1 protein-coding gene is annotated in these 23269 nt (G+C 72.1%); it reads right to left on the bottom strand.

Annotated elements, in window-relative coordinates; translation table 11 throughout:
* A partial coding sequence (locus tag AB0G59_RS26120; RefSeq protein ID WP_360916245.1) for an SDR family NAD(P)-dependent oxidoreductase occupies positions 1 to 23261 on the bottom strand: 23261 nt, incomplete at its 3' end.
* Between the last annotated feature and the right edge of the window lie 8 nt (positions 23262 to 23269).

The raw sequence follows: 23269 nt of genomic DNA, 5'->3' as shown, positions 1-23269 counted from the left end.
GGGTCCATCAACGGCGAGTGGAACGCGTGCGAGACGCGCAGTCGCGTCGTCTTACGGCCCTGTGCCTCGAAGTGCGCCCGGATCGCCTCGACGGCACTCTCCTTACCCGAAACCACGACGGACGACGGTCCGTTGACGGCAGCGATCGAAACATCATCGTTCAGGTGCGGCAGGACCTCATCCTCGGTCGCCTGCACGGCCACCATCGCGCCACCGGACGGCAGCGCCTGCATCAGACGACCACGCGCCGCCACCAACGCACACGCATCCGCCAGCGAGAACACACCCGCCACATGCGCAGCCGCCACCTCACCAATGGAATGACCCGCCACATACTCCGGCCGCACACCCCACGACTCCACCAGACGGAACAGCGCCACCTCGACCGCAAACAGCCCGGCCTGGGCATACACCGTCCGGTTCAGCAGCTCCTCGTCCTCGCCCCAGACCACCTCACGCAACGGACTGTCCAGGTGCTCATCAAGCCCCGCACACACCGCATCGAAGGCATCCGCGAACACCGGGAACCGGCCGTACAACTCACGGCCCATCCCCACCCGCTGCGACCCCTGACCCGAGAACAGCAGCGCCAGAAGCCCCTCGGAGTCCACTCCAGTGGGCGTCTCGCCCCGCGCCACCGCGCCGAGTCCGGCCACGAGCTCGTCCTTGTCGCTGCCGACGACCACGGCACGGTGCTCGAGCGCCGCCCTGGTCGTCGCCAGCGAGAACGCCACGTCCACCGGCCGGGGAGCGGCGTCGCCGTCCATCCGGGAGAGCAGCCGCTCGGCCTGGGCGCGCAGGGCGTTCCCGTCGTGGGCGGAGAGCAGCCACGGCACGACCGGGGCCGCGCCCTCCGTCTCCTCGGTCGTGGCCGGGGTGACGGCCGGTGCCTGCTCGACCAGCACGTGCGCGTTGGTGCCGCTGATACCGAACGACGACACGCCCGCGCGCCGCGGACGGCCGGCGGCGGCCCAGTCCCTGGCCCCGGTCAGGAGCTGTACGGCGCCGGCCGACCAGTCCACCTGGGAGGAGGGTTCGTCGACGTGGAGCGTCGACGGCAGCACTCCATGGCGCATGGCCATGACCATCTTGATGACACCGGCGACGCCGGCCGCAGCCTGCGTGTGACCGATGTTGGACTTCACCGAGCCCAGCCACAGCGGCCGGTCCTCCGGCCGGTCCTGGCCGTACGTCGCCAGCAGCGCCTGCGCCTCGATCGGGTCACCCAACGTCGTACCCGTGCCGTGCGCCTCGACGACGTCGATCTGGTCGGCGGAGAGGCGCGCGTTGGCGAGAGCCTGTCGGATCACGCGTCGCTGGGAGGGGCCGTTCGGGGCGGTGAGGCCGTTGCTGGCGCCGTCCTGGTTGACGGCCGAGCCGCGGACGACGGCGAGCACGGGGTGACCGTTGCGTACCGCGTCCGACAGCCTTTCGACGACGAGGAAGCCGGCGCCCTCGGAGAATCCGGTTCCGTCGGCGGCCGAGGCGAAGGACTTGCACCTGCCGTCCGGGGCGAGGGCGCCCTGGCGGCCGAACTCGGCGAACACGCCGGGCGTCGACAGGACCGTGACACCGCCCGTCACCGCCAGGGAGCAGTCGCCCTGGCGCAGCGCCTGCACCGCGAGGTGCAGTGCGACCAGGGAGGACGAGCAGGCGGTGTCCACCGAGACCGCGGGCCCTTCGAGGCCCAGCTTGTACGCCACCCGGCCGGAGACGACGCTGCCGTTTCCGTCGCTGCCGGGGTAGTCGTGGTACATGACGCCGGCGAAGACGCCCGTCTGCGTGCCCTTCAGGGACGTCGGGTCGATGCCGGCCCGCTCCAGCGCCTCCCAGGACAGTTCGAGCGTCAGCCGCTGCTGGGGGTCCATGGCGAGGGCCTCGCGCGGCGAGATCCCGAAGAAGCCGGGGTCGAAGTCCGCCACGGAGTCGAGGAATCCGCCCGCGTCGGCGTAGTGGTCACCGGGGTGGGCGGCGTTCGGGTCGCGGAGGGGCGAGAGGTCCCAGCCGCGGTCCGCCGGGAAGGCGGAGACCGCGTCCGTACCGGACGTCACCAGCTGCCACAGGTCCTCCGGGCTCGTGACCCCGCCCGGGTAGCGGCAGGCCATGCCCACGATGGCGATCGGCTCGTGCTGGGCGGCGGAGAGCTTCCGGTTGTGCTTCCGCAGCCGGGAGGTCTCCAACCGCGCGGCGCGCAGCGCACTGCCGTCGGTCTCGGAGCCTGCGTCGCTCTCGGCGCCGGGTTCCGTGTCGGCGTCGGGTTCCGTGTCGGCGTCGGCGAAGAGATCCGCGTCGGACGACAGGACCCGGACCTCCGCGAGCTCGAGAAGGCTGTCCATCAGCCCCGCGTCGCGCAACCGGTTTGTCGGGATCGTCTGCAGGGCCTGCCGGATCTCGTCCTCGCCCGACACCTGGCGGATGCCGTCGGCCACCGCCGGCGCCAGCTCGGCTTCGATGTGGCCGGTCACAGCAAGGGCGTTGGGGTAGTCGAAGACGAGGGTGGCCGGCAGGCGCAGGCCGGTGATGCGGTTGAGCTGGTTGCGCAGTTCGGTCGCGGCCAGGGAGTCGAAACCGAGCTCCTGGAAGGCCCGTGCCGGTTCGATCGCCTCCGCGGAGGCGTGTCCGAGCACTGCGGCGACCTGCTCACGCACGATGTGCAGCACCGCACGGTGCCGCTCGGCCGGCGTCAGGCCCGCCAGGCGCCGGTCGAGGTCGGCCACCGGTGCGTGTCCGCCGGTGACCGCCGCCGCCCGCCGGACCGCCGGAGCCAGCCCGCGCAGCAGCGCGGGCACTTCGTCGGTACGGGCGCGCAACGCGGCGACGTCCACGCGAATGGGCACGACGGTGGAACGTTCCGAGCGCAGGCCGGCCGTGAATAGCGCCAGCCCGGACTCGTACGAGAGCGCGGGAACGCCCTGCGTCGCCATCCGCTTGCGGTCGATGTCGCTCAGGTACTGGCCGAGGCCGGCGCCGACCTCCCAGAGGCCGAAGGCCATGGCCGTGGCCGGGAGCCCCTCGGCGTGCCGGTGGGCCGCCAGGGCGTCGAGGAAGACGTTCGCGGCAGCGTAGTTGCCCTGCCCGGCGGTCAGCACGAGGCCACCGGCGGAGGAGAAGAGAACGAAGGCCGCCAGATCCATCCCACGCGTCAGCTCGTGCAGGTACCAGGCCGCGTCCGCCTTGGGCGCCAGCACCGCCTCCACCTGCTCGCGCGTCAGAGCACCGACCAGGGCGCTGTCGCCCACTCCGGCCGCGTGCACGACGGCCGTCAGAGGCCGCTCGGCGGTGATGTCGTCGAGGAGAGCGGACAGCGCGTCGCGGTCCGAGACGTCGCACGCGATGATCCGCGTCCGCGCGCCGAGACCGTCGAGTTCCGAGGCCAGTTCGGGCGCTCCCGGGGCCTCCAGGCCACGGCGGCTGGTCAGCACCAGGTGCCGTACGCCCCGCTCCACGACCAGGTAACGGGCCACCACCGCGCCCAGACCACCGGTACCGCCCGTGATCAGAACCGTGCCGTCGACGTCGAGCGTCACATCCGAGCCGTCCGGCATCGAACGGACCAGACGCGGGACCAGCACCTCATCGGCGCGGATCGCCAGCTCCGGCTCGCCCGTAGCGACCGCAGCGGACAGCAGCGGGTCACCGGGCTCCAGCTCCCGGTCGACGTCCAGCAGGACGAACCGGCCCGGGTTCTCCGCCTGCGCCGCACGGACCAGACCCCACACCGGAGCCTGCACCACATCCAGCGCCGCGCCCCCGGCCGTGGCCACCGCGTCGCGCGTCACCACGACCAGGCGCGACTGGGCGAACCGCTCCTCGGCCAGCCAGCGCCGGATCGCGTCCAGCGCGTAGTGCATCGCCGACCGCACATCGGACGGCACATCGCCCGCCGAGGGCGACGTCGCACCGCCACAGTCCAGCACCACCGCCTCCGACACCGGCTCGGTGTCGGCGTCCGTGTCCGCGTCCGCGTCCGCGTCCGTCAGTGCATCCCATGAAGTCCAGGACGCCCCGGCGCCCTCTGTCACCGGTACGGCGGACCATTCGATCCCGTACAGCGACTCACCCGAGCCGCCGCCGGTCTCCAGCTGCTCCGCCGACACCGGCCGGCCGACCATCGAGCCCACGGACAGCACCGGCCGGCCCGCCACGTCGGCGACGGCCAGCGAAAGCCCGCCACCACCGGTCCGTGTCAGGCGCACCCGCACCTCGGACGCACCCACCGCGAAGAGCGACACGTCGTTCCACGCGAACGGGATCATCGTCTCGTCGCCCGTGCTCACCAGGATGGCGGCGTGCATGGCGGCGTCGAGGAGAGCCGGGTGCAGACCGAAGCGCGCGGCCTCGTCCTTCGCCGACTCCGGCAGCGCCACCTCGGCGAACAGATCCTCGCCCTGCTTCCACACCGCCCGAAGCCCCTGGAACACCGGCCCGTAGCCGTAACCGCCCTCCAGCATCGACTCGTACGCACCCTCGACCGACACCGCCTCCGCACCCACAGGCGGCCATTCGGCCAGGTCGAAGGCCGCGGGAACGGCATCGGGCGTCAGGAAACCGGAGGCGTGGCGCGTCCACGCGTCCTGGTCGTCGACGGCGTCGTCGCGGCGCGAGTACACCGCCACCGGGCGACGGCCCGACTCCGGAGCACCCACCACGACCTGGACCTGAACGCCGCCGTGCTCAGGCAGTACGAGCGCGGCCGCGAGGGTCAGTTCCTCGAGCGCACCGCAACCGACCTCGTCGCCCGCCCGGAGGGCGAGTTCCACCAGGCCGGTGCCCGGCACCAGCACCGCTCCCTGGACCATGTGGTCCGCCAGCCACGGGTGCGTCCGCACCGACAGGCGGCCCGTCAGCACCACACCGTCCGTGTCCGGCAGCCGCACGACCGCACCCAGCAACGGATGCGCCACGGTGCCCACACCGGCCGAGCCCATGTCGCCGGCCGCGGACCCGCTCGTGGCGTTCACCCAGAACGGCTGCCGCTGGAAGGCGTAGGTCGGCAGATCGACATTGCGGGCACCTGTTCCGGCGAAGAAGGCGTGCCAGTCCACGGCCGCTCCGGAAGCGTGCAGGTGACCGATCGCGCCCGTGAGGGTCGCGGCCTCGTCCCTGCCCTTGCGCAGCATCGGCACGGCGAGAACCGAGCCCTCGACCGCCGCCTCGTCCGGGCAGTCCCGGACCATTCCGGTGAGCACGGCGTCGGGGCCGAGCTCGACGAACCGGGTGACGCCTTCGGCCTGCAGGGTACGGATGCCGTCGGCAAAGCGGACCGCTTCACGGACGTGGCGGACCCAGTACTCGGCCGAGCACAGCTGCTCGTCGGTGGCCTGCTTGCCGGTGAGGTTGGAGACCACCGGGATGTTCGGAGAGGCGTACGACAGGCCTTCCACGATCGCGCGGAAGTCCTCCAGCATCGGGTCCATCAACGGCGAGTGGAACGCATGCGAGACGCGCAGTCGCGTCGTCTTACGGCCCTGCGCCTCGAAGTGCGCCCGGACGGTCTCGACGGCACTCTCCGTACCCGAAACAACCACGGACGACGGTCCGTTGACGGCAGCGATCGAAACATCGTCGTTCAGGTGCGGCAGGACCTCGTCCTCGGTCGCCTGCACGGCCACCATCGCACCGCCCGCAGGCAGTGCCTGCATCAGGCGACCACGCGCCGCCACCAGCGCACACGCATCGGCCAGCGAGAACACACCCGCCACATGCGCGGCCGCCACCTCGCCAATGGAGTGGCCCGCCACGAAGTCCGGACGGACACCCCACGACTCCACCAGCCTGAACAGCGCCACCTCGACAGCGAACAGCCCGGCCTGGGCATACACCGTCCGGTTCAGCAGATCGGCATCTTCACCCCAGAACACCTCACGCAACGGACGGTCCAGGTGCTCATCAAGCCCCGCACACACCGCGTCAAAGGCATCCGCGAAGACCGGGAACCGGCCGTACAACTCACGACCCATCCCCAACCGCTGCGAACCCTGACCCGAGAACAGGAACGCCGTCGGATCGCTGGTCCGTGCGGACGCCGTGAAGACCCCCGCGGCGCTCTCGCCCCGGGCGAGTGCCCGCAGCCCGTTCAGCAGCTCGTCGCGGTCCGTGCCGACGACGACCGCACGGCGTTCCAGAGCGGACCTCGTGGTGGCGAGGGAGTGGGCCATGTCGAGCAGGGTCGGTTCCGGCCGGGACTCCACGAACGACAGCAGGCGGTCGGCCTGGGCCCGCAGGGCCTCGGGGGTCGCCGCGGACACCAGCCAGGGCACGGCGCCCCGGACGCCGGACGCCGGCTCTGCGGGTACGGCGGGTACAGCGGGTACGGTCGCGGGCGCGCCCGGCCCCTGCTCGAGGATGACGTGCGCGTTGGTGCCGCTGATGCCGAACGCGGAGACGCTCGCGCGGCGCGGGTGACCGGTCTCGGGCCACTGCCGGGCCTCGGTCAGGAGCTCGACGGCTCCTTCCGTCCAGTCCACGTGGGGCGAGGGTTCGTCCACGTGCAGGGTCCTGGGCAGGAGGCCGTGCTCCATCGCCAGCACCATCTTCATGACGCCGGCGACGCCGGCCGCTGCCTGCGCGTGGCCGATGTTCGACTTCACCGAGCCCAGCCACAGCGGCCGGTCCTCCGGCCGGTCCTGGCCGTACGTCGCCAGCAGCGCCTGCGCCTCGATCGGGTCACCCAACGTCGTACCCGTGCCGTGCGCCTCCACCGCGTCGATGTCGGACGCCGCGAGCCCGGAGGCGGTCAGTGCCTGCCGGATCACCCGCTGCTGGGAGGGGCCGTTGGGGGCGGAGAAGCCGTTGCTCGCGCCGTCCTGGTTGACGGCCGTGCCCCGCACCACCGCCAGGACCCGGTGCCCGTTGCGCTGTGCGTCGGAGAGGCGCTCCACGAGGAGCACGCCCACGCCCTCGGACCAGCCGACGCCGTCCGCCGCACCGGCGAACGCCTTGCAGCGGCCGTCCGCGGACAGGCCCCGCTGCCGGCTGAACTCGATGAACATGCCCGGCGTGGACATCACGGTCGCACCGCCGGCCAGCGCCAGCGAGCACTCGCCCGACCGCAGCGCCTGGACCGCGAGGTGCAGGGCCACGAGCGACGAGGAGCACGCCGTGTCGACCGTGACCGCCGGGCCCTCGAAGCCGAACGTGTAGGACACACGGCCCGAGACGACGCTGCCGCCGCTGGTGCCCGAGGGGGACACGTTCAGTGCGTAGTCGTGGTACATCACACCCGCGAAGACACCGGTCCGGCTGCCCTTGAGCGAGGCCGGGTCGATGCCCGCGCGCTCCATCGCCTCCCAGGAGGCTTCGAGGAGCAGGCGCTGCTGCGGGTCCATGTACTGCGCCTCGCGCGGCGAGATGCCGAAGAAGGCGGGGTCGAAGTCGGCGGCGTCGTGGAGGAAGCTGCCCCGGCGCGTGTAGCTCTTGCCTTCCTTGCCGGGCTCCGGGTCGTAGAGGTCCTCGATGTTCCAACCACGGTTGCCGGGAAGGTCGGTGACGGTGTCCACACCGTCGACCACCAGCCGCCACAGGTCCTCGGGGCTCGTCACCCCGCCCGGGTAGCGGCAGGCCATGCCCACGATGGCGATCGGCTCGTCGTCCGCCGGGCGCTCGGCCGCGCCGACGACGGTGCCGGACACCGCCTCGGTGCTCCGGCCGCCGACCAGGGAATCGATGTGGTCGGTGACGGCGAGGGCGTTGGGGTGGTCGAAGACGAGGGTGGCCGGCAGGCGCAGGCCGGTGATGGTGTTGAGCTGGTTGCGCAGTTCGGTCGCGGAGAGGGAGTCGAAGCCGAGCTCCTGGAAGGCGCGGTCCGGTCCGATCGCGTCGGGCGAGCCGTGGCCGAGCACCGCGGCGACCTGGTTGCGCACGATCTGCAGGATGGCGCGGTGCCGCTCGCCGGCCGTCAGGCCGGAGAGCCGGTCGCCCAGCGTCCCGGCCGTGGCGCCGTTGCCGACGGCGGCGGTGCGCCGGACGGTCCGGGGCGCCAGTGCGCGCAGCAGCGCGGGCACTTCGTCGGTACGGGCGCGCAACGCGGCAACGTCCACGCTGATGGGCGCGACGGCGGGGCGGTCCGAGCGCAGGCCGGCCGCGAACAGCTGCAGACCTGTCTCGTGCGACAGCACCGGTACGCCCTGGGTCGCCATCCGCTTGCGGTCGACGTCCCTGAGGTGCTGGCCGAGTCCGGCGCCGACCTCCCACAGGCCGAAGGCCATGGCCGTGGCCGGGAGCCCCTCGGCGTGCCGGTGGGCGGCGAGGGCGTCGAGGAAGACGTTGGCGGCGGCGTAGTTGCCCTGCCCGGCGGTCAGCACGAGGCCACCGGCGGAGGAGAAGAGAACGAAGGCCGCCAGGTCCATCTCGCGCGTCAGCTCGTGCAGGTACCAGGCTGCGTCGGCCTTGGGCGCCAGCACCGCCTCCATGCGCTCCGGGGTGAGCGCGCCCACCAGGGCGTTGTCACCGATTCCGGCCGCGTGCACGACGGCCGTCAGAGGCCGCTCGGCGGTGATGCCGTCGAGGAGAGCGGACAGCGCGGTCCGGTCGGACACGTCGCAGGCGACGATGCGGGTCTGCGCGCCCAGTCCGTCGAGCTCTGCCGCCAGTTCGGGCGCTCCCGGGGCCTCCAGGCCTCGGCGGCTGGTCAGCACCAGGTGCCGTGCGCCGTGCTCGACGACGAGGTAGCGGGCCACGACGGCGCCCAGACCACCGGTACCACCGGTGATCAGAACCGTGCCGTCGACGTCGAGCGTCACATCCGACCCGGCGGACGTCAGACGGGCCAGGCGCGGAATGAGTATGTCGTCGGCGCGGACGGCCAGTTCCGGCTCGCCGGAGGCGAGTGCTGCGGCCGGCAGCGGGTCACCGGGCTCCAGGTCCCTGTCGACGTCCAGCAGGACGAACCGGCCCGGGTTCTCCGCCTGCGCCGCACGGACCAGACCCCACACCGGAGCCTGCACCACATCCAGCGCGGCACCTTCGGCGGTGGCCATCGCGTTGCGCGTCACCACGACCAGGCGCGACTGGGCGAACCGCTCCTCCGCCAGCCAGAGCTGAACGGCATCCAGCACCCTCTGGGTCACCGTCCGGATGCCGGCAGGCACATCATCGTCCGTCGAGGGCGACGTCGCGCCGCCACAGTCCAGCACCACAACGGGCGGCACCGCCTCCGCGTCATCCGTCACCGCGTCCCAGTGCGCCCAGGAGGCGTCGGTTCCGTCGACGTCGGTCGCGGCCGGAGCCACCGTCCACTCGATCCCGTACAGCGGCCGACCCGAACGGGACCCGGCGTCCAGCTGCTCGGCCGACACCGGGCGCCCGGCCACCGACCCCACGGACAGCACCGGCCGGCCGGTCGCGTCGGCGACCGCCAGTGCCAGGCTGCCGTCACCGGTCCGCGACAGATGCACCCGCACCTCGGACGCGCCCACCGCGAAGAGCGCCACGTCGTTCCACGCGAACGGGATCATCGTCTCGTCGCCCGTGCTCACCAGGATGGCGGCGTGCATGGCGGCGTCGAGGAGAGCCGGGTGCAGACCGAAGCGCGCGGCCTCGTCCTTCGCCGACTCCGGCAGCGCCACCTCGGCGAACAGATCCTCGCCCTGCTTCCACACCGCCCGAAGCCCCTGGAACACCGGCCCGTAGCCGTAACCGCTCTCCAGCATCACCTCATACGCGCCGTCGACCGACACCGCCTCCGCACCCACGGGCGGCCACTCCGCTGCGTCGAACTGCGGGGCGGCGGCACCGGTGGCCAGGAAACCGGCGGCGTGCCGGAGCCAGGGTTCGTGGCCCTGGCCCTCCGGCCGGGAGTGCACGCTCAGGGCGCGACGCCCGTCCTCGTCCGGGACGCCCACGCGCACCTGCACCTGGACACCGCCCTGCTCGGGCAGGACCAGCGGCGCGGCGAGCGTCAGCTCCTCGACGACGTCGCAGCCGACCTCGTCACCGGCGCGGACGGCCAGCTCCAGCAGACCCGTCCCGGGGACGAGCACGGAACCCTTGACGACGTGGTCGGCGAGCCACGGGTGGGACTCCAGGGACAACCGTCCAGTGAAGAGGAACCCGTCGGCACCGGCCAGTTCCACGGCCGCGCCCAGCATCGGGTGCTCGGCCGACCCCAGACCCGCGAACCGGATATCTCCGGCACGCACCAGCGCACCCGTCGGCCAGAACCGCTCGCGCTGGAAGGCGTACGTCGGCAGGTCGGCCCTCCGGGCACCTGTGCCGGCGAAGACGGCGGACCAGTCGGCCCGCGCACCGTGGACGTAGAGCTGCGCCACGGCCGCGAGCGCCGTCGTCTCCTCGGCACGGTTCTTGCGGAGTACGGGGGCGAGCACGGCGGCCTCGTCGGTCACCGACTCCTGGGCCATGGCGGTCAGGACACCGTCCGGGCCGAGCTCCAGGAAGCGGGTGACACCTTCGGCCTGCAGGGTACGGATGCCGTCGGCGAAGCGGACCGCCTCACGGACGTGGCGTACCCAGTACTCGGCAGAGCACAGCTGCTCAGCGGTGGCCTGCTCGCCGGTGAGGTTGGAGACTACGGGGACGGTCGGGGACTGGAAGGTCAGGCCTTCCACGACCGCGCGGAAGTCGTCCAGCATCGGATCCATCAGCGGCGAGTGGAACGCGTGCGAGACGCGGAGTCGCGTCGTCTTGCGGCCCTGCGCCTCGAAGTGCGCCCGGACGGTCTCGACGGCGCCCTCCGCGCCCGAGACGACCACGGACGACGGTCCGTTGACGGCAGCGATCGAAACATCGTCGTTCAGGTGCGGCAGGACCTCGTCCTCGGTCGCCTGCACGGCCACCATCGCACCGCCCGCAGGCAACGCCTGCATCAGACGACCACGCGCCGACACCAACGCACACGCATCGGCCAGCGAGAACACACCCGCCACATGCGCAGCCGCCACCTCACCGATGGAATGACCCGCCACGAAGTCGGGGCGGACGCCCCACGACTCCACCAGCCTGAACAGCGCCACCTCGACGGCAAACAGCCCGGCCTGGGCGTACACCGTCTGATTCAGCAGCTCCTCGTCCTCGCCCCAGACGACAGCCGAGACCGACTGCTCAAGGTGCTCATCAAGCCCCGCACACACCGCGTCAAAGGCATCCGCGAACACCGGGAACCGGCCGTACAACTCACGACCCATCCCCAACCGCTGCGAACCCTGACCCGAGAACAAGAACGCCGACCGACCCGCACGCACCGAGCCTTCCACCACACCCGCATCCGCCTCGCCCGCCGCCAGCGCGGACAGGACCCGCAGCGCGTCGTCCACATCGGCGGACAGAAGGACCGCGCGATGGGCGAAGGCGGACCGGTTCGTCACAAGGGAGAAGCCGATGTCCGCAAGGGTGGCGTCTGTCCGGCCCTGAACGTGGTCCAGAAGGCGGGCAGCCTGCGCCCGCAGAGCGGCTTCGGTCTTGCCCGAGAGCACCCACGGCACCACACCGGGCTCGACCACGGGCTCGGCCTGTCCGTCCGTTGCCTCGACGGGCTCGGGCTGCTCCAGGATCACGTGCGCGTTCGTGCCGCTGATGCCGAAGGAGGAGACGGCCGCGCGACGCGGGCCGTCGCCTTCGGGCCAGGCCAGCTCGTCGGCAAGGAGCTCGACCGCGCCGGCGCTCCAGTCCACGTGCGAGGACGGCGCGTCCACATGCAGCGTCCTCGGCAGCACACCGTGCCGCATCGCCATAACCATCTTGATCACACCGGCCACACCAGCCGCAGCCTGCGTGTGACCGATGTTCGACTTGATCGAACCGAGCCGCAACGGCCGGTCCTCGGGCCGGTTCTGCCCGTACGTCGCCAGCAGCGCCTGGGCCTCGATCGGATCACCCAACGTCGTACCCGTGCCATGCGCCTCGACCACATCGACATCCGCAGCCGACAACCCACCACTGGCCAACGCCTGGCGGATCACCCGCTGCTGCGACGGACCGTTCGGCGCCGTCAAACCGTTCGACGCACCGTCCTGGTTGACGGCCGAGCCACGCACCACGGCCAGCACACGGTGGCCGTTGCGGCGCGCGTCCGACAGCCGCTCGAGTACGACCATGCCGACGCCCTCGGACCAGCCCACACCGTCCGCCGCATCGGAGAACGACCGGCACCGGCCGTCCGCCGACAATCCGCCCTGGCGGGAGAACTCGATGAACGTCATCGGCGTCGACATCACCGTCACGCCGCCGGCCACCGCCAGCGAGCACTCGCCCGAGCGCAGCGCCTGCGCCGCCAGGTGCAGACCCACGAGGGACGACGAGCAGGCCGTGTCGACCGTGACGGCCGGGCCCTCGAAACCGAAGGTGTACGACACGCGGCCCGAGGCCACGCTGCCCGCGCTACCGCTGCCCTGATAGCCCTCGAACTCGGGACCGGAGAGCAGATTCGCGTAGTCGTTGTACATCACACCCGCGAAGACACCCGTCTGGCTGCCCCGCAACGACACCGGATCAATACCGGCCCGCTCCAACGCCTCCCAGGTCGTCTCCAGCAACAGACGCTGCTGCGAATCCGTCGCCAACGCCTCGCGAGGGCTCATCCCGAAGAAGTCGGGGTCGAACTCCCCCGCCTCGTAAAGGAATCCACCGGACCGCGTGTACGACGTGCCGGGCACCTCGCGGTCGGCGTTGTAAAGCCCTTCCACGTCCCAGCCGCGGTCGGTCGGGAAGCCGCCCACCGCGTCGACGCCTTCGGACACCAGGCGCCACAGGTCCTCCGGGGAAGACACCCCGCCCGGGTAGCGGCAGCTCATGCCCACGATCACCACCGGATCGTCGGCAACAGGCGGCAACACCCGCACCGGCACCAGCGCCTCCGCGGACTCGCCGCCGAACAGCTCGTCCAGGAGGAAGCCCACCAGCGCATCTGCCGTGGGGTAGTCGAACACGGCGGTCGCGGGCAGCCGCAGCCCGGTCACCGTACCGAGGCGGTTGCGCAGTTCGACGGCCGTCAGGGAGTCGAAGCCCAGGTCCTGGAAGGCCCGCGTCGGATCCACCGTCTCCGAACCCGCGTGCCCCAGCACCACCGCGATCTGCCCACGCACCAGGTCGAGCAGCGCCTCACGCCGCTCCGCCACCGCAAGCCCCGCCAACCGCTGCACGAGACCGGCCGTGGCCGCCGAACCGGCGACCGCAGCGCGCCGTGCGCGCGTCCGGATCAGCCCGCGCAGCAGAGCGGGGATCTCGCCCTGGGACTTGAAGGCCGCCAGGTCGAGGCGCACCGGCAGTACGGCCGGTTCCACGCCGGACAGCGCGGCGTCGAACAGCGCCAGGCCCTGCTCCACGGACAGCGGCGGCATGCCGGCCCGGTTGATCCGCTGGATGTCGGCTTCGGAGAGGGTCCCGGTCATTCCGCTGTCCTGGGCCCAGGGGCCCCAGGCCAGCGACACACCGGGCAGGCCCTCCGCACGGCGGAACCGTGCGAGGGCGTCCAGGAAGGCGTTGCCGGCGGCGTAATTGCCCTGGCCCGCGCTGCCGAAGGTGCCCGCTACGGACGAGAAGACGACGAACGCGGACAGGTCGAGGTCCTTGGTGACCTCGTGCAGGTTCCAGGCCGCGTCCACCTTCGGGCGCAGGACGGCCGACAGGCGCTCCGGGGTCAGCGACCCGATCACACCGTCGTCCAGCACGCCGGCCGTGTGCACCACGGCCGAGACCGGGTGCCGCGCCACCAGCTCGGCCAGCGCGTCCCGGTCCGAGACGTCGCATGCGGCGATGGTCGCGTCGGCGCCCTGGGCGGCCAGTTCGGCGACGAGTTCCTCGGCGCCCTCGGCGGCCGGACCACTGCGGCTGACCAGCAGCAGGTTCCGTACGCCGTGCTCGGCCACCAGGTGCCGGGCCACCGCACGGCCCAGGCCGCCCGTGCCACCGGTGATCAGCACCGTGCCGTCCGCGTCCCACACGGCAGGACCGGACTCGACCGGCGCCGGCACCCGGGCCAGCCGGGCCGCCAGCACCTCGCCACCCCGGACCAGCAACTGCGGCTCGTCCAGAGAGAGCGACCGACGCAGCAGCGCCGACGAGGAGTCCTCGTCGCCGCCCAGGTCCACCAGGCCGAAGCGGCCCGGGTTCTCCAGCTGCGCCGAGCGCACCAGGCCCCACACGGCAGCACCGGCGAGGTCGTCACCCGTCGTCGCGCCCCGCGTCACGAACACCAGACGCGAACCGGCGAACCGCTCCTCGGCCAACCACGACTGCACCAGACCCAGCACCCGCGACACGGCCGCATGGACCGACTCCACCACGGCACCGGATCCGTCGCTCAATGCCACCGGCACCAGCACGACATCCGGCGCGTCCACTTCCGCTTCTGCGAGCAGCAGAAGGTCCGCGCTCGTCTCCACCGAAGGCCCGCTGAACGCCTCGGCGTCCGCCTCGTCGCCCGGCACCTGGACCGCAGCCCAGACGAGTTCGAACAGCGAGTCGTGGCCGACGGCGTTCAGCTGGTCGGCGGAGATCGTACGAACGACCAGCGACTCGACCGAGGCGACCGGCGCACCTGTCGTGTCAGCGATCGCGATCGACACCGCGCCGTCTCCGGTCCGCGACATGCGCACCCGTATCGCGGAAGCGCCTGCCGCATGCAGGCTGACCCCGCTCCAGGAGAACGGGACACCACCCGGCTCGTCGCCGCCGCCGAAGGCGAAGGCGTGCAGGCCGGCGTCGAAGAGCGCCGGGTGGAGCCCGAAGGCTCCGCCGTCCACGCTGTCAGGCAGGCCGACTTCGGCGAACACGTTCTCGCCGAGGCGCCAGGCTGCCCGCAGGCCCTGGAACACCGGGCCGTACTCGAACCCGGCATCCGCGAACCGCTCGTAGCAGTCGGACACGTCGACCGGCTCGGCGCCCTCCGGCGGCCACACAGCGGCGTCGAACGCCACCGCTGCCGCTTCGGCTGCCAGGGTTCCCTGAGCGTGCAGGGTCCAGAGCTGCTCTTGAGTGCCATCGCGACGGGAGTGGATGGTGAGAGCGCGGCGACCTGCGTCGTCCGGCTCACCGACCCACACCTGCACCTGGACGCCGCCCTGCTCGGGCAGCACCAGCGGCGCGGCAAGCGTCAACTCCTCCACCGCACCGCAACCGGTCTCGTCACCCGCACGGATCGCCAGCTCCAACAGAGCCGTACCGGGCACGAGAACCGAACCCATGACGACGTGATCAGCCAGCCAAGGATGCGACTGCACCGACAGACGCCCCGTGAAGAGGAAACCGTCCGTATTGACCAGCTCCACCGCCGCACCCAGCATCGGATGCTCCGCCGAACCCAGACCAGCGAACCGAACATCCCCAGCACGCATCAGCGAACCCGTCGGCCAGAACCGCTCGTGCTGGAAGGCGTACGTCGGCAGATCCACGTGCCCGGCACCGGTGCCGGCGAAGACAGCGGCCCAGTCGACCTTCGCCCCCTGGACGTGCAGCTGGGCCATCGCGCCGAGCACCGTGACCTCTTCGGCCCGGTCCTTGCGCAGGACGGGCACGAGCACGGCGGCCTCGTCGGTCACCGATTCCCGCGCCATGGCCGACAGCACGCCGTCCGGGCCGAGCTCCAGGAAACGCGTCACACCCTCGGCCTGCAGCGCCCGTACGCCGTCCGCGAAGCGCACGGCCTCGCGGACGTGCCGTACCCAGTAGTCAGCGGAGCACAGCTGCTCGTCCGAAGCCGGCTCACCCGTCAGGTTCGAGACCACCGGAATGGCCTGCGAACCGAAGGTCAGACCCGCCACGACCTCGCGGAAGTCCTCCAGCATCGGATCCATCAACGGCGAGTGGAACGCATGCGAAACACGAAGTCGCGTCGTCTTACGGCCCTGGCCCTCGAAGTGCGCCCGGATCTCCTCGACCGTGCTCTCCGCGCCCGAGACCACCACGGACGACGGTCCGTTGACGGCAGCGATCGAAACATCGTCGTTCAGGTGCGGCAGGACCTCGTCCTCCGACGCCTGCACGGCCACCATCGCACCGCCCGCAGGCAGCGCCTGCATCAGACGACCACGCGCCGCCACCAACGCACACGCGTCACCCAGCGAGAACACACCCGCCACATGCGCAGCCGCGACCTCACCGATGGAGTGGCCGGCCACATACTCCGGCCGGACACCCCACGACTCCACCAGACGGAACAGCGCCACCTCGACCGCGAACAACCCGGCCTGGGCATACACCGTCCGGTTCAGCAGATCGGCATCTTCACCCCAGACCACTTCCCGAAGCGGACGCTCCAGGTGCTCGTCCAACCCCGCACACACCGCGTCAAAGGCATCCGCGAACACCGGGAACCGGCCGTACAACTCACGGCCCATCCCCACCCGCTGCGAACCCTGACCCGAGAACAGGAGCGCCGAACGCCCCGCACGCACCGAGCCCTCGACCACACCCGCGTCCGGCTCACCGACCAGCAGCGCGGAGAGAGAGCGCACGATGCCGTCCCAGTCCGCGGCCAGCACCACCGCGCGGTGCGGGAAGCTCGACCGTTCCGTCGCCAGGGAGTAGCCGATGCTCGCGGCCGGCAGTTCGGACTGGCCCTCGACGTGGTTGAGCAGACGGGCGGCCTGGGCGCGCAGAGCGGCCTCGGTCTTGCCCGAGAGCACCCACGGCACCACACCGGGCGCCACCGTGGGCCCGTCCTGCGGAGCGGCCGGCGCCTCGACGGGCTCGGGCTGCTCGAGGATCACGTGCGCGTTCGTGCCGCTGATGCCGAAGGACGAGACGCCTGCCCGCAGTCGACGGTCCGTCGCCGCCCACTCGACCGGCTCGGTCAGCAGCTCGACGTCTCCGGCCGACCAGTCCACGTGCGAGGAGGGGGCGTCCACGTGCAGCGTCTTCGGCAGCACCCCGTGCCGCATCGCCATGACCATCTTGATCACACCGGCCACACCAGCCGCGGCCTGCGTATGACCAAGGTTCGACTTCACCGAACCCAGCCACAACGGCCGCTCCTCCGGTCGCTCCTGGCCGTACGTCGCCAGCAGCGCCTGAGCCTCGATCGGGTCACCCAGAGTCGTACCCGTACCGTGCGCCTCAACCACGTCGACGTCCGCAGCCGACAACCCACCACTGGCCAACGCCTGGCGAATCACCCGCTGCTGCGACGGACCGTTCGGCGCCGTCAAACCATTCGACGCGCCATCCTGGTTGACCGCAGAACCACGCACCACAGCCAGCACGCGGTGGCCGTTGCGCCGCGCGTCCGACAGCCGCTCCAGCACCAGCACACCGACGCCCTCGGACCACCCGACACCGTCCGCAGCGTCGGCGAAAGACCTGCATCGGCCGTCTTCCGACAGACCGCCCTGGCGGGAGAACTCGACGAAGGTGGTGGGCGTCGACATCACGGTCACGCCACCGGCGACCGCCAGCGAGCACTCGCCCGACCGCAGCGCCTGTGCCGCCCAGTGCAGCGCGACCAGGGACGACGAGCAGGCGGTGTCGACCGTGACCGCCGGGCCCTCGAAGCCGAAGGTGTACGACACGCGGCCGGAGGCGATGCTGGGGGCGCTGCCGTTGCCTCGGAAGCCCTCGAACTGGTCGCCGACCAGCATGTTGCCGTAGTCGTTGTACATCACGCCCGCGAAGACGCCCGTCTGGCTTCCCCGCAAGGACACCGGGTCGATGCCGGACCGCTCCAGGGCCTCCCAGGTCGTCTCCAGCAGCAGGCGCTGCTGCGAGTCCGTCGCCAGTGCCTCGCGAGGGCTCATCCCGAAGAAGTCGGGGTCGAACTCCCCCGCCTCGTACAGGAATCCACCGGACCGCGTGTACGACGTGCCGGGCACCTCGCGGTCGGCGTTGTAAAGCCCTTCCACGTCCCAGCCGCGGTCGGCCGGGAAGCCGCCCACCGCGTCCAGGCCCTCGGACACCAGGCGCCACAGGTCCTCGGGCGAGGACACCCCACCCGGGTAGCGGCAGCTCATGCCCACGATCACCACCGGATCGTCGGCAACAGGCGGCAACACCCGCACCGGCACCACGGCCTCTGCCGACTCGCTGCCGAACAGCTCGTCCAGCAGGTGGCCCACCAGCACGTCCGCCGTGGGGTAGTCGAACACCGCGGTGGCCGGCAGGCGCAGGCCCGTCGCCTTGTTCAGGCGGTTGCGCAGTTCGACCGCCGTCAGGGAGTCGAAGCCCAGGTCCTGGAAGGCCCGCGTCGGATCCACCGTCTCCGAACCCGCGTGTCCCAGGACCACGGCGATCTGCCCACGCACCAGGTCGAGCAGCACCTCGCGCCGCTCGGCCACCGCGAGCCCGGTCAGCCGCTGGACGAGTCCGGCGGAGACGGCGCCCGTGCCGGCCGTGACGGACCGGCGCACGCGCGTCCGGATCAGTCCGCGCAGCAGGGCGGGGATGTCGCCCTGCGCCCGCAGCGCCGCGAGGTCGAAGCGTACGGGGAGCACGACCGCCTCGTCGGCGGTGATCGCGGCGTCGAAGAGCGCCACGCCCTCGGCGGGCGACAGCTCCGGCATGCCCGAGCGGGCGATCCGCTGGATGTCGACGTCGGACAGGGTGCCGGTCATGCCTCCGTCCTGGGTCCACGGGCCCCAGGCCTGCGAGACGCCGGGCAGCCCGTGCGCACGGCGGTGCTGGGCCAGGGCGTCCAGGAAGGTGTTTCCCGCAGCGTAGTTGCCCTGCCCGGGGCCGCCGAAGATGCCGGAGACGGACGAGAAGAGCACGAACGCGGACAGGTCGAGGTCCTTGGTGGCCTCGTGCAGGTTCCAGGCCGCGTCCACCTTCGGGCGCAGGACGGTGGCCAGCCGCTCGGGCGTGAGGGCTTCGACGACCCCGTCGTCGATCACGCCGGCGGTGTGCACCACGGCCGAGACCGGATGCCGCGCCACGAGCTCGGACACGGCGTCCCGGTCCGTGACGTCACAGGACTCCACGGCCACGTCGGCGCCCTGCCGCGTCAGTTCCGCGATCAGCTCCTCGGCGCCCTCCGCGGCGGCGCCCCGGCGGCTGACCAGCAGCAGGCTCCGTACGCCGTGCTCGGCCACCAGGTGCCGGGCCACCGCACGGCCCAGGCCGCCCGTGCCACCGGTGATCAGAACCGTGCCGTCCGCGTCCCACACGGCAGGACCGGACTCGACCGGCGCCGGCACCCGGGCCAGCCGGGCCGCCAGCACCTCGCCGCCCCGGACGGCCAGCTGAGGCTCGTCCAGAGCGAGCGCCTCCCGCAGGGCCTGCGCGGCGTCCTCTGCGCCGTCGAGGTCCACCAGGCCGAAGCGTCCCGGGTTCTCGGACCGGGCCGACCGCACCAGGCCCCACACGGCGGCACCGACGAGGTCGTCACCGGTCGTCGCGCCCCGCGTCACGAACACCAGACGCGAACCGGCGAACCGCTCCTCGGCCAACCACGACTGCACCAGCCCCAGCACCCGCGACACGGCCGCATGCACCGACTCCACCACCGCGCCGTAGCCGCCGCTCGCGGCCACCGGCACCAGCACCACACCCGGAACATCTGCTTCCGATTTTGCCGTCAGCGCGGCCAGGTCCTCGTGGACATCAGCCGACAGCCCCGCCAGGACCTCTTCGGCACCGGACCCGACAACGGCGACGGCCAGGGGCTCGGCCTCCGGGGCCGGAGCCGGCAGCGGGACCCAGTCCACACGGAACAGGGAGTCACGGCCGATCCCGTTCGCCCCGGCCGAGCGGTCCCCGGCGGCGACGGCCCGCAGCGTCAGCGTCTCGACCGAGGCGACCGGCCCGCCGTCCGTGTCGGCGATCGCCACGGACACGGACTCGTCCCCGGTCCGGGCGACCCGGACGCGTACCGCCGAGGCGCCGGAGGCGTGCAGGGAGACGCCTTCCCAGGAGAAGGGCACCACTCCGCGCGGCATGCCGTTGAAGGCGGCGACGTGCAGGGCGGCGTCCAGCAGCGCCGGGTGGAGCCCGAACGCCCCCGCCCCGGCCTCGCCCTCGGCGGCCTCGGGCAGCACGACCTCCGCGAACACCTCGTCGCCGTGGCGCCACGCGGTCCGCATGCCCTGGAACAGCGGGCCGTAGGCGAAGCCGCCCTCGGCCATGCCCTCGTAGAGGCCCGTCAGGTCCACCGGCTCGGCCCCGGCGGGCGGCCACACACCGTCGCCGCCGAGGGGGGCGAAATCGGCCGTGTGCTCCCCCACGGCCAGCACGCCGGTCGCGTGGCGGGCCCAGGGCTGTTCGCCGGCGCCTTCGATCCGGGAACGGACGCTGAAGGAGCGGCTGCCGGATTCGTCGGGTGCGCCGACGCGCAACTGCAGTTGCACTCCACCCTGTTCGGGCAGGACGAGCGGCGCGGCCAGGGCGAGGTCGTCGATCCGGTCGCAGCCGACCTCGTCGCCGGCGCGGATCGCCAGCTCGACGAACGCCGTGCCCGGCAGCAGCGCCGAGCCCATCACGACGTGGTCGGCGAGCCAGGGGTGGGACTGCAGGGAGAGCCGGGTCGTGAACAACAGGCCGTCGTCGTCGGAGAGTTCCACCGAGGCGCTCAGCAGCGGATGCCCGGTGGACTCCAGGCCCGCCGCGCCGACGTCGCCGGTCGCGGAGAGGGCGGCCGGCTTCGGCCAGTACCACTCGTGCTGGAAGGCGTACGTCGGCAGGTCGACGTGCCGGGCGCCGGTCCCCTCGTAGACGGCGGTCCAGTCGACGTCGGCGCCCCGCACGGACAGCTGGGCCAGGGCCGCGAGGAGAGTCTGCTCCTCGGCCCTGCCCTTGCGCAGTACGGGCACGAGCACGGCGGCCTCGTCGGCCACCGACTCCCGCGCCATGGCCGACAGCACACCGTCCGGCCCCAGCTCCAGGAACCGCGTCACGCCCTCGGCCTGCAGCGCCCGTACGCCGTCCGCGAAGCGCACGGCCTCGCGGACGTGCCGCACCCAGTAGTCAGCGGAGCACAGCTGCTCGTCCGAAGCCGGCTCACCCGTCAGGTTCGAGACCACCGGAATGTCGGCGGAACCGAAGGACAGACCCGCCACCACCGCACGGAAGTCCTCCAGCATCGGATCCATCAACGGCGAGTGGAACGCATGCGAGACACGAAGTCGCGTCGTCTTACGGCCCTGGCCCTCGAAGTGCGCCCGGACCGCCTCGACCGTGCTCTCCGCGCCCGAGACCACCACGGACGACGGTCCGTTGACGGCAGCGATCGAAACATCGTCGTTCAGGTGCGGCAGGACCTCGTCCTCCGACGCCTGCACGGCCACCATCGCACCGCCCGCAGGCAGCGCCTGCATCAGACGACCACGCGCCGCCACCAACGCACACGCGTCACCCAGCGAGAACACACCCGCCACATGCGCAGCCGCGACCTCACCGATGGAGTGGCCGGCCACATACTCCGGCCGGACACCCCACGACTCCACCAGACGGAACAGCGCCACCTCGACCGCGAACAACCCGGCCTGGGCATACACCGTCCGGTTCAGCAGCTCCTCGTCCTCGCCCCAGACCACCTCATGCAGCGGACGGTCCAGGTGCTCATCAAGCCCCGCACACACCGCGTCGAACGCCTCGGCAAAAGCCGGGAACCGGCCGTACAACTCACGGCCCATCCCCAACCGCTGCGAACCCTGACCCGAGAACAGGAACGCCGAACGACCCGGACGCACCGCACCCTCGACCACGCCCGCATCCGCATCCGCCTCACCGGCGGACAGGGCCGTCAGGGCCCGCGTCACGGCGTCCCGGTCGGCGGCCAGCACCACCGCACGGTGGGGGAAGACCGCCCGGCTCGTGGCCAGCGAGAAGCCGAGGTCGGCGAGAGAGACGTCGGTCCGGTCCTGAACGTGCCCCAGCAGCCGCGCGGCCTGTGCGCGCAGCGCCGCTTCGGTCTTGCCGGACAGCATCCACGGCACCACACCGGGCACCGCACCGGGCACCACCGACGGGTCCGGGGCCGCCGACTCCTCGGCGGGCTCCGCCTGTTCGAGCACCACGTGTGCGTTCGTGCCGCTGATGCCGAACGCCGACACCGCCGAGCGGCGCGCCCGGCCCGTCTCGGGCCACTCGATCCGCTCGGTCAGCAGCTCGACCGCGCCGGCGTTCCAGTCCACGTGCGAGGAGGGGGCGTCCACGTGCAGCGTCTTCGGCAGCACGCCGTGCCGCATCGCCATGACCATCTTGATCACACCGGCGACGCCGGCGGCGGCCTGGGCGTGGCCGAGGTTCGACTTGATGCCGCCCAGCCACAGCGGCCGGTCCCCGGGCCGGTCCTGGCCGTACGTCGCCAGGAGCGCCTGCGCCTCGATCGGGTCGCCGAGCGTCGTACCCGTGCCGTGCGCCTCCACCGCGTCGACCTGGTCGGGGGACAGCTGGGCGTTGGCCAGGGCGGCGCGGATGACGCGCTGCTGGGAGGGGCCGTTGGGGGCGGTGAGGCGGCTGCTGGCGCCGTCCTGGTTGACGGCCGTGCCGCGCACGACGGCCAGCACCTGGTGGCCGTTGCGGCGGGCGTCCGAGAGCCGCTCGACGAGCAGGACGCCGACGCCTTCGGCCCAGGAGGTGCCGTCGGCCGCTTCGGCGAACGGCTTGCACCGGCCGTCGGCGGCGAGGCCGCGCTGCCGCGAGAACTCGGTGAAGAGGCTGGTCGTCGGCATGACGGCGACGCCGCCGGCCAGTGCCATCGAGCATTCGCCCGACCGCAGGGCGCGCACGGCCAGGTGCAGCGCCACCAGGGACGAGGAGCATGCCGTGTCGATGGTGACGGCCGGCCCCTCCAGGCCGAGGGTGTAGGCGATGCGTCCGGACAGGACGCTGGTCGCGCCGCCGGTGAGCAGGTGTCCCTCGGTCTCCTCGCTCTGCCGGGCGAGGGAGCCGTAGTTGGTGTCGGCGCCTCCGACGAAGACGCCGGTGCCGGTGCCGCGCAGCGAGGCGGGGTTGATGCGGGCGCGTTCGATGGCTTCCCACGCCGATTCCAGCAGCAGCCGCTGCTGGGGGTCCATGGCCAGGGCCTCGCGCGGGGCTATGCCGAAGAGGTCGGCGTCGAAGTGGCCGACGCCGGCGAGGAATCCGCCGCTGCGGACATAGCTCTTGCCCGGCTTGCCCGGTTCGGGGTCGTAGAGCCCTTCGACGTCCCAGCCGCGGTCGCCGGGCAGGTCGCCGACGGCGTCGGTGCCGTCGGCGACGAGCCGCCACAGGTCCTCGGGCGAGGCGATGCCGCCGGGGAAGCGGCAGGCCATGCCGACGATGGCGATCGGCTCGTTGTCCCTGGCCTCGACCGACTCCAGTCGCTGCTTGGTGCGCCGCAGGTCGGCGGTGACCAGCTTGAGGTAGTCGCGGAGCTTGTCTTCGTTACCGCTAGCCATGGGTGGGA

It is taken from the genome of Streptomyces sp. NPDC021096, from assembly GCF_040641275.1.
In the GTDB taxonomy this organism is placed as follows: domain Bacteria; phylum Actinomycetota; class Actinomycetes; order Streptomycetales; family Streptomycetaceae; genus Streptomyces.
Note: the sequence above shows the minus strand (reverse complement) of the source record. Positions and strands in the feature narration are given on the sequence as shown.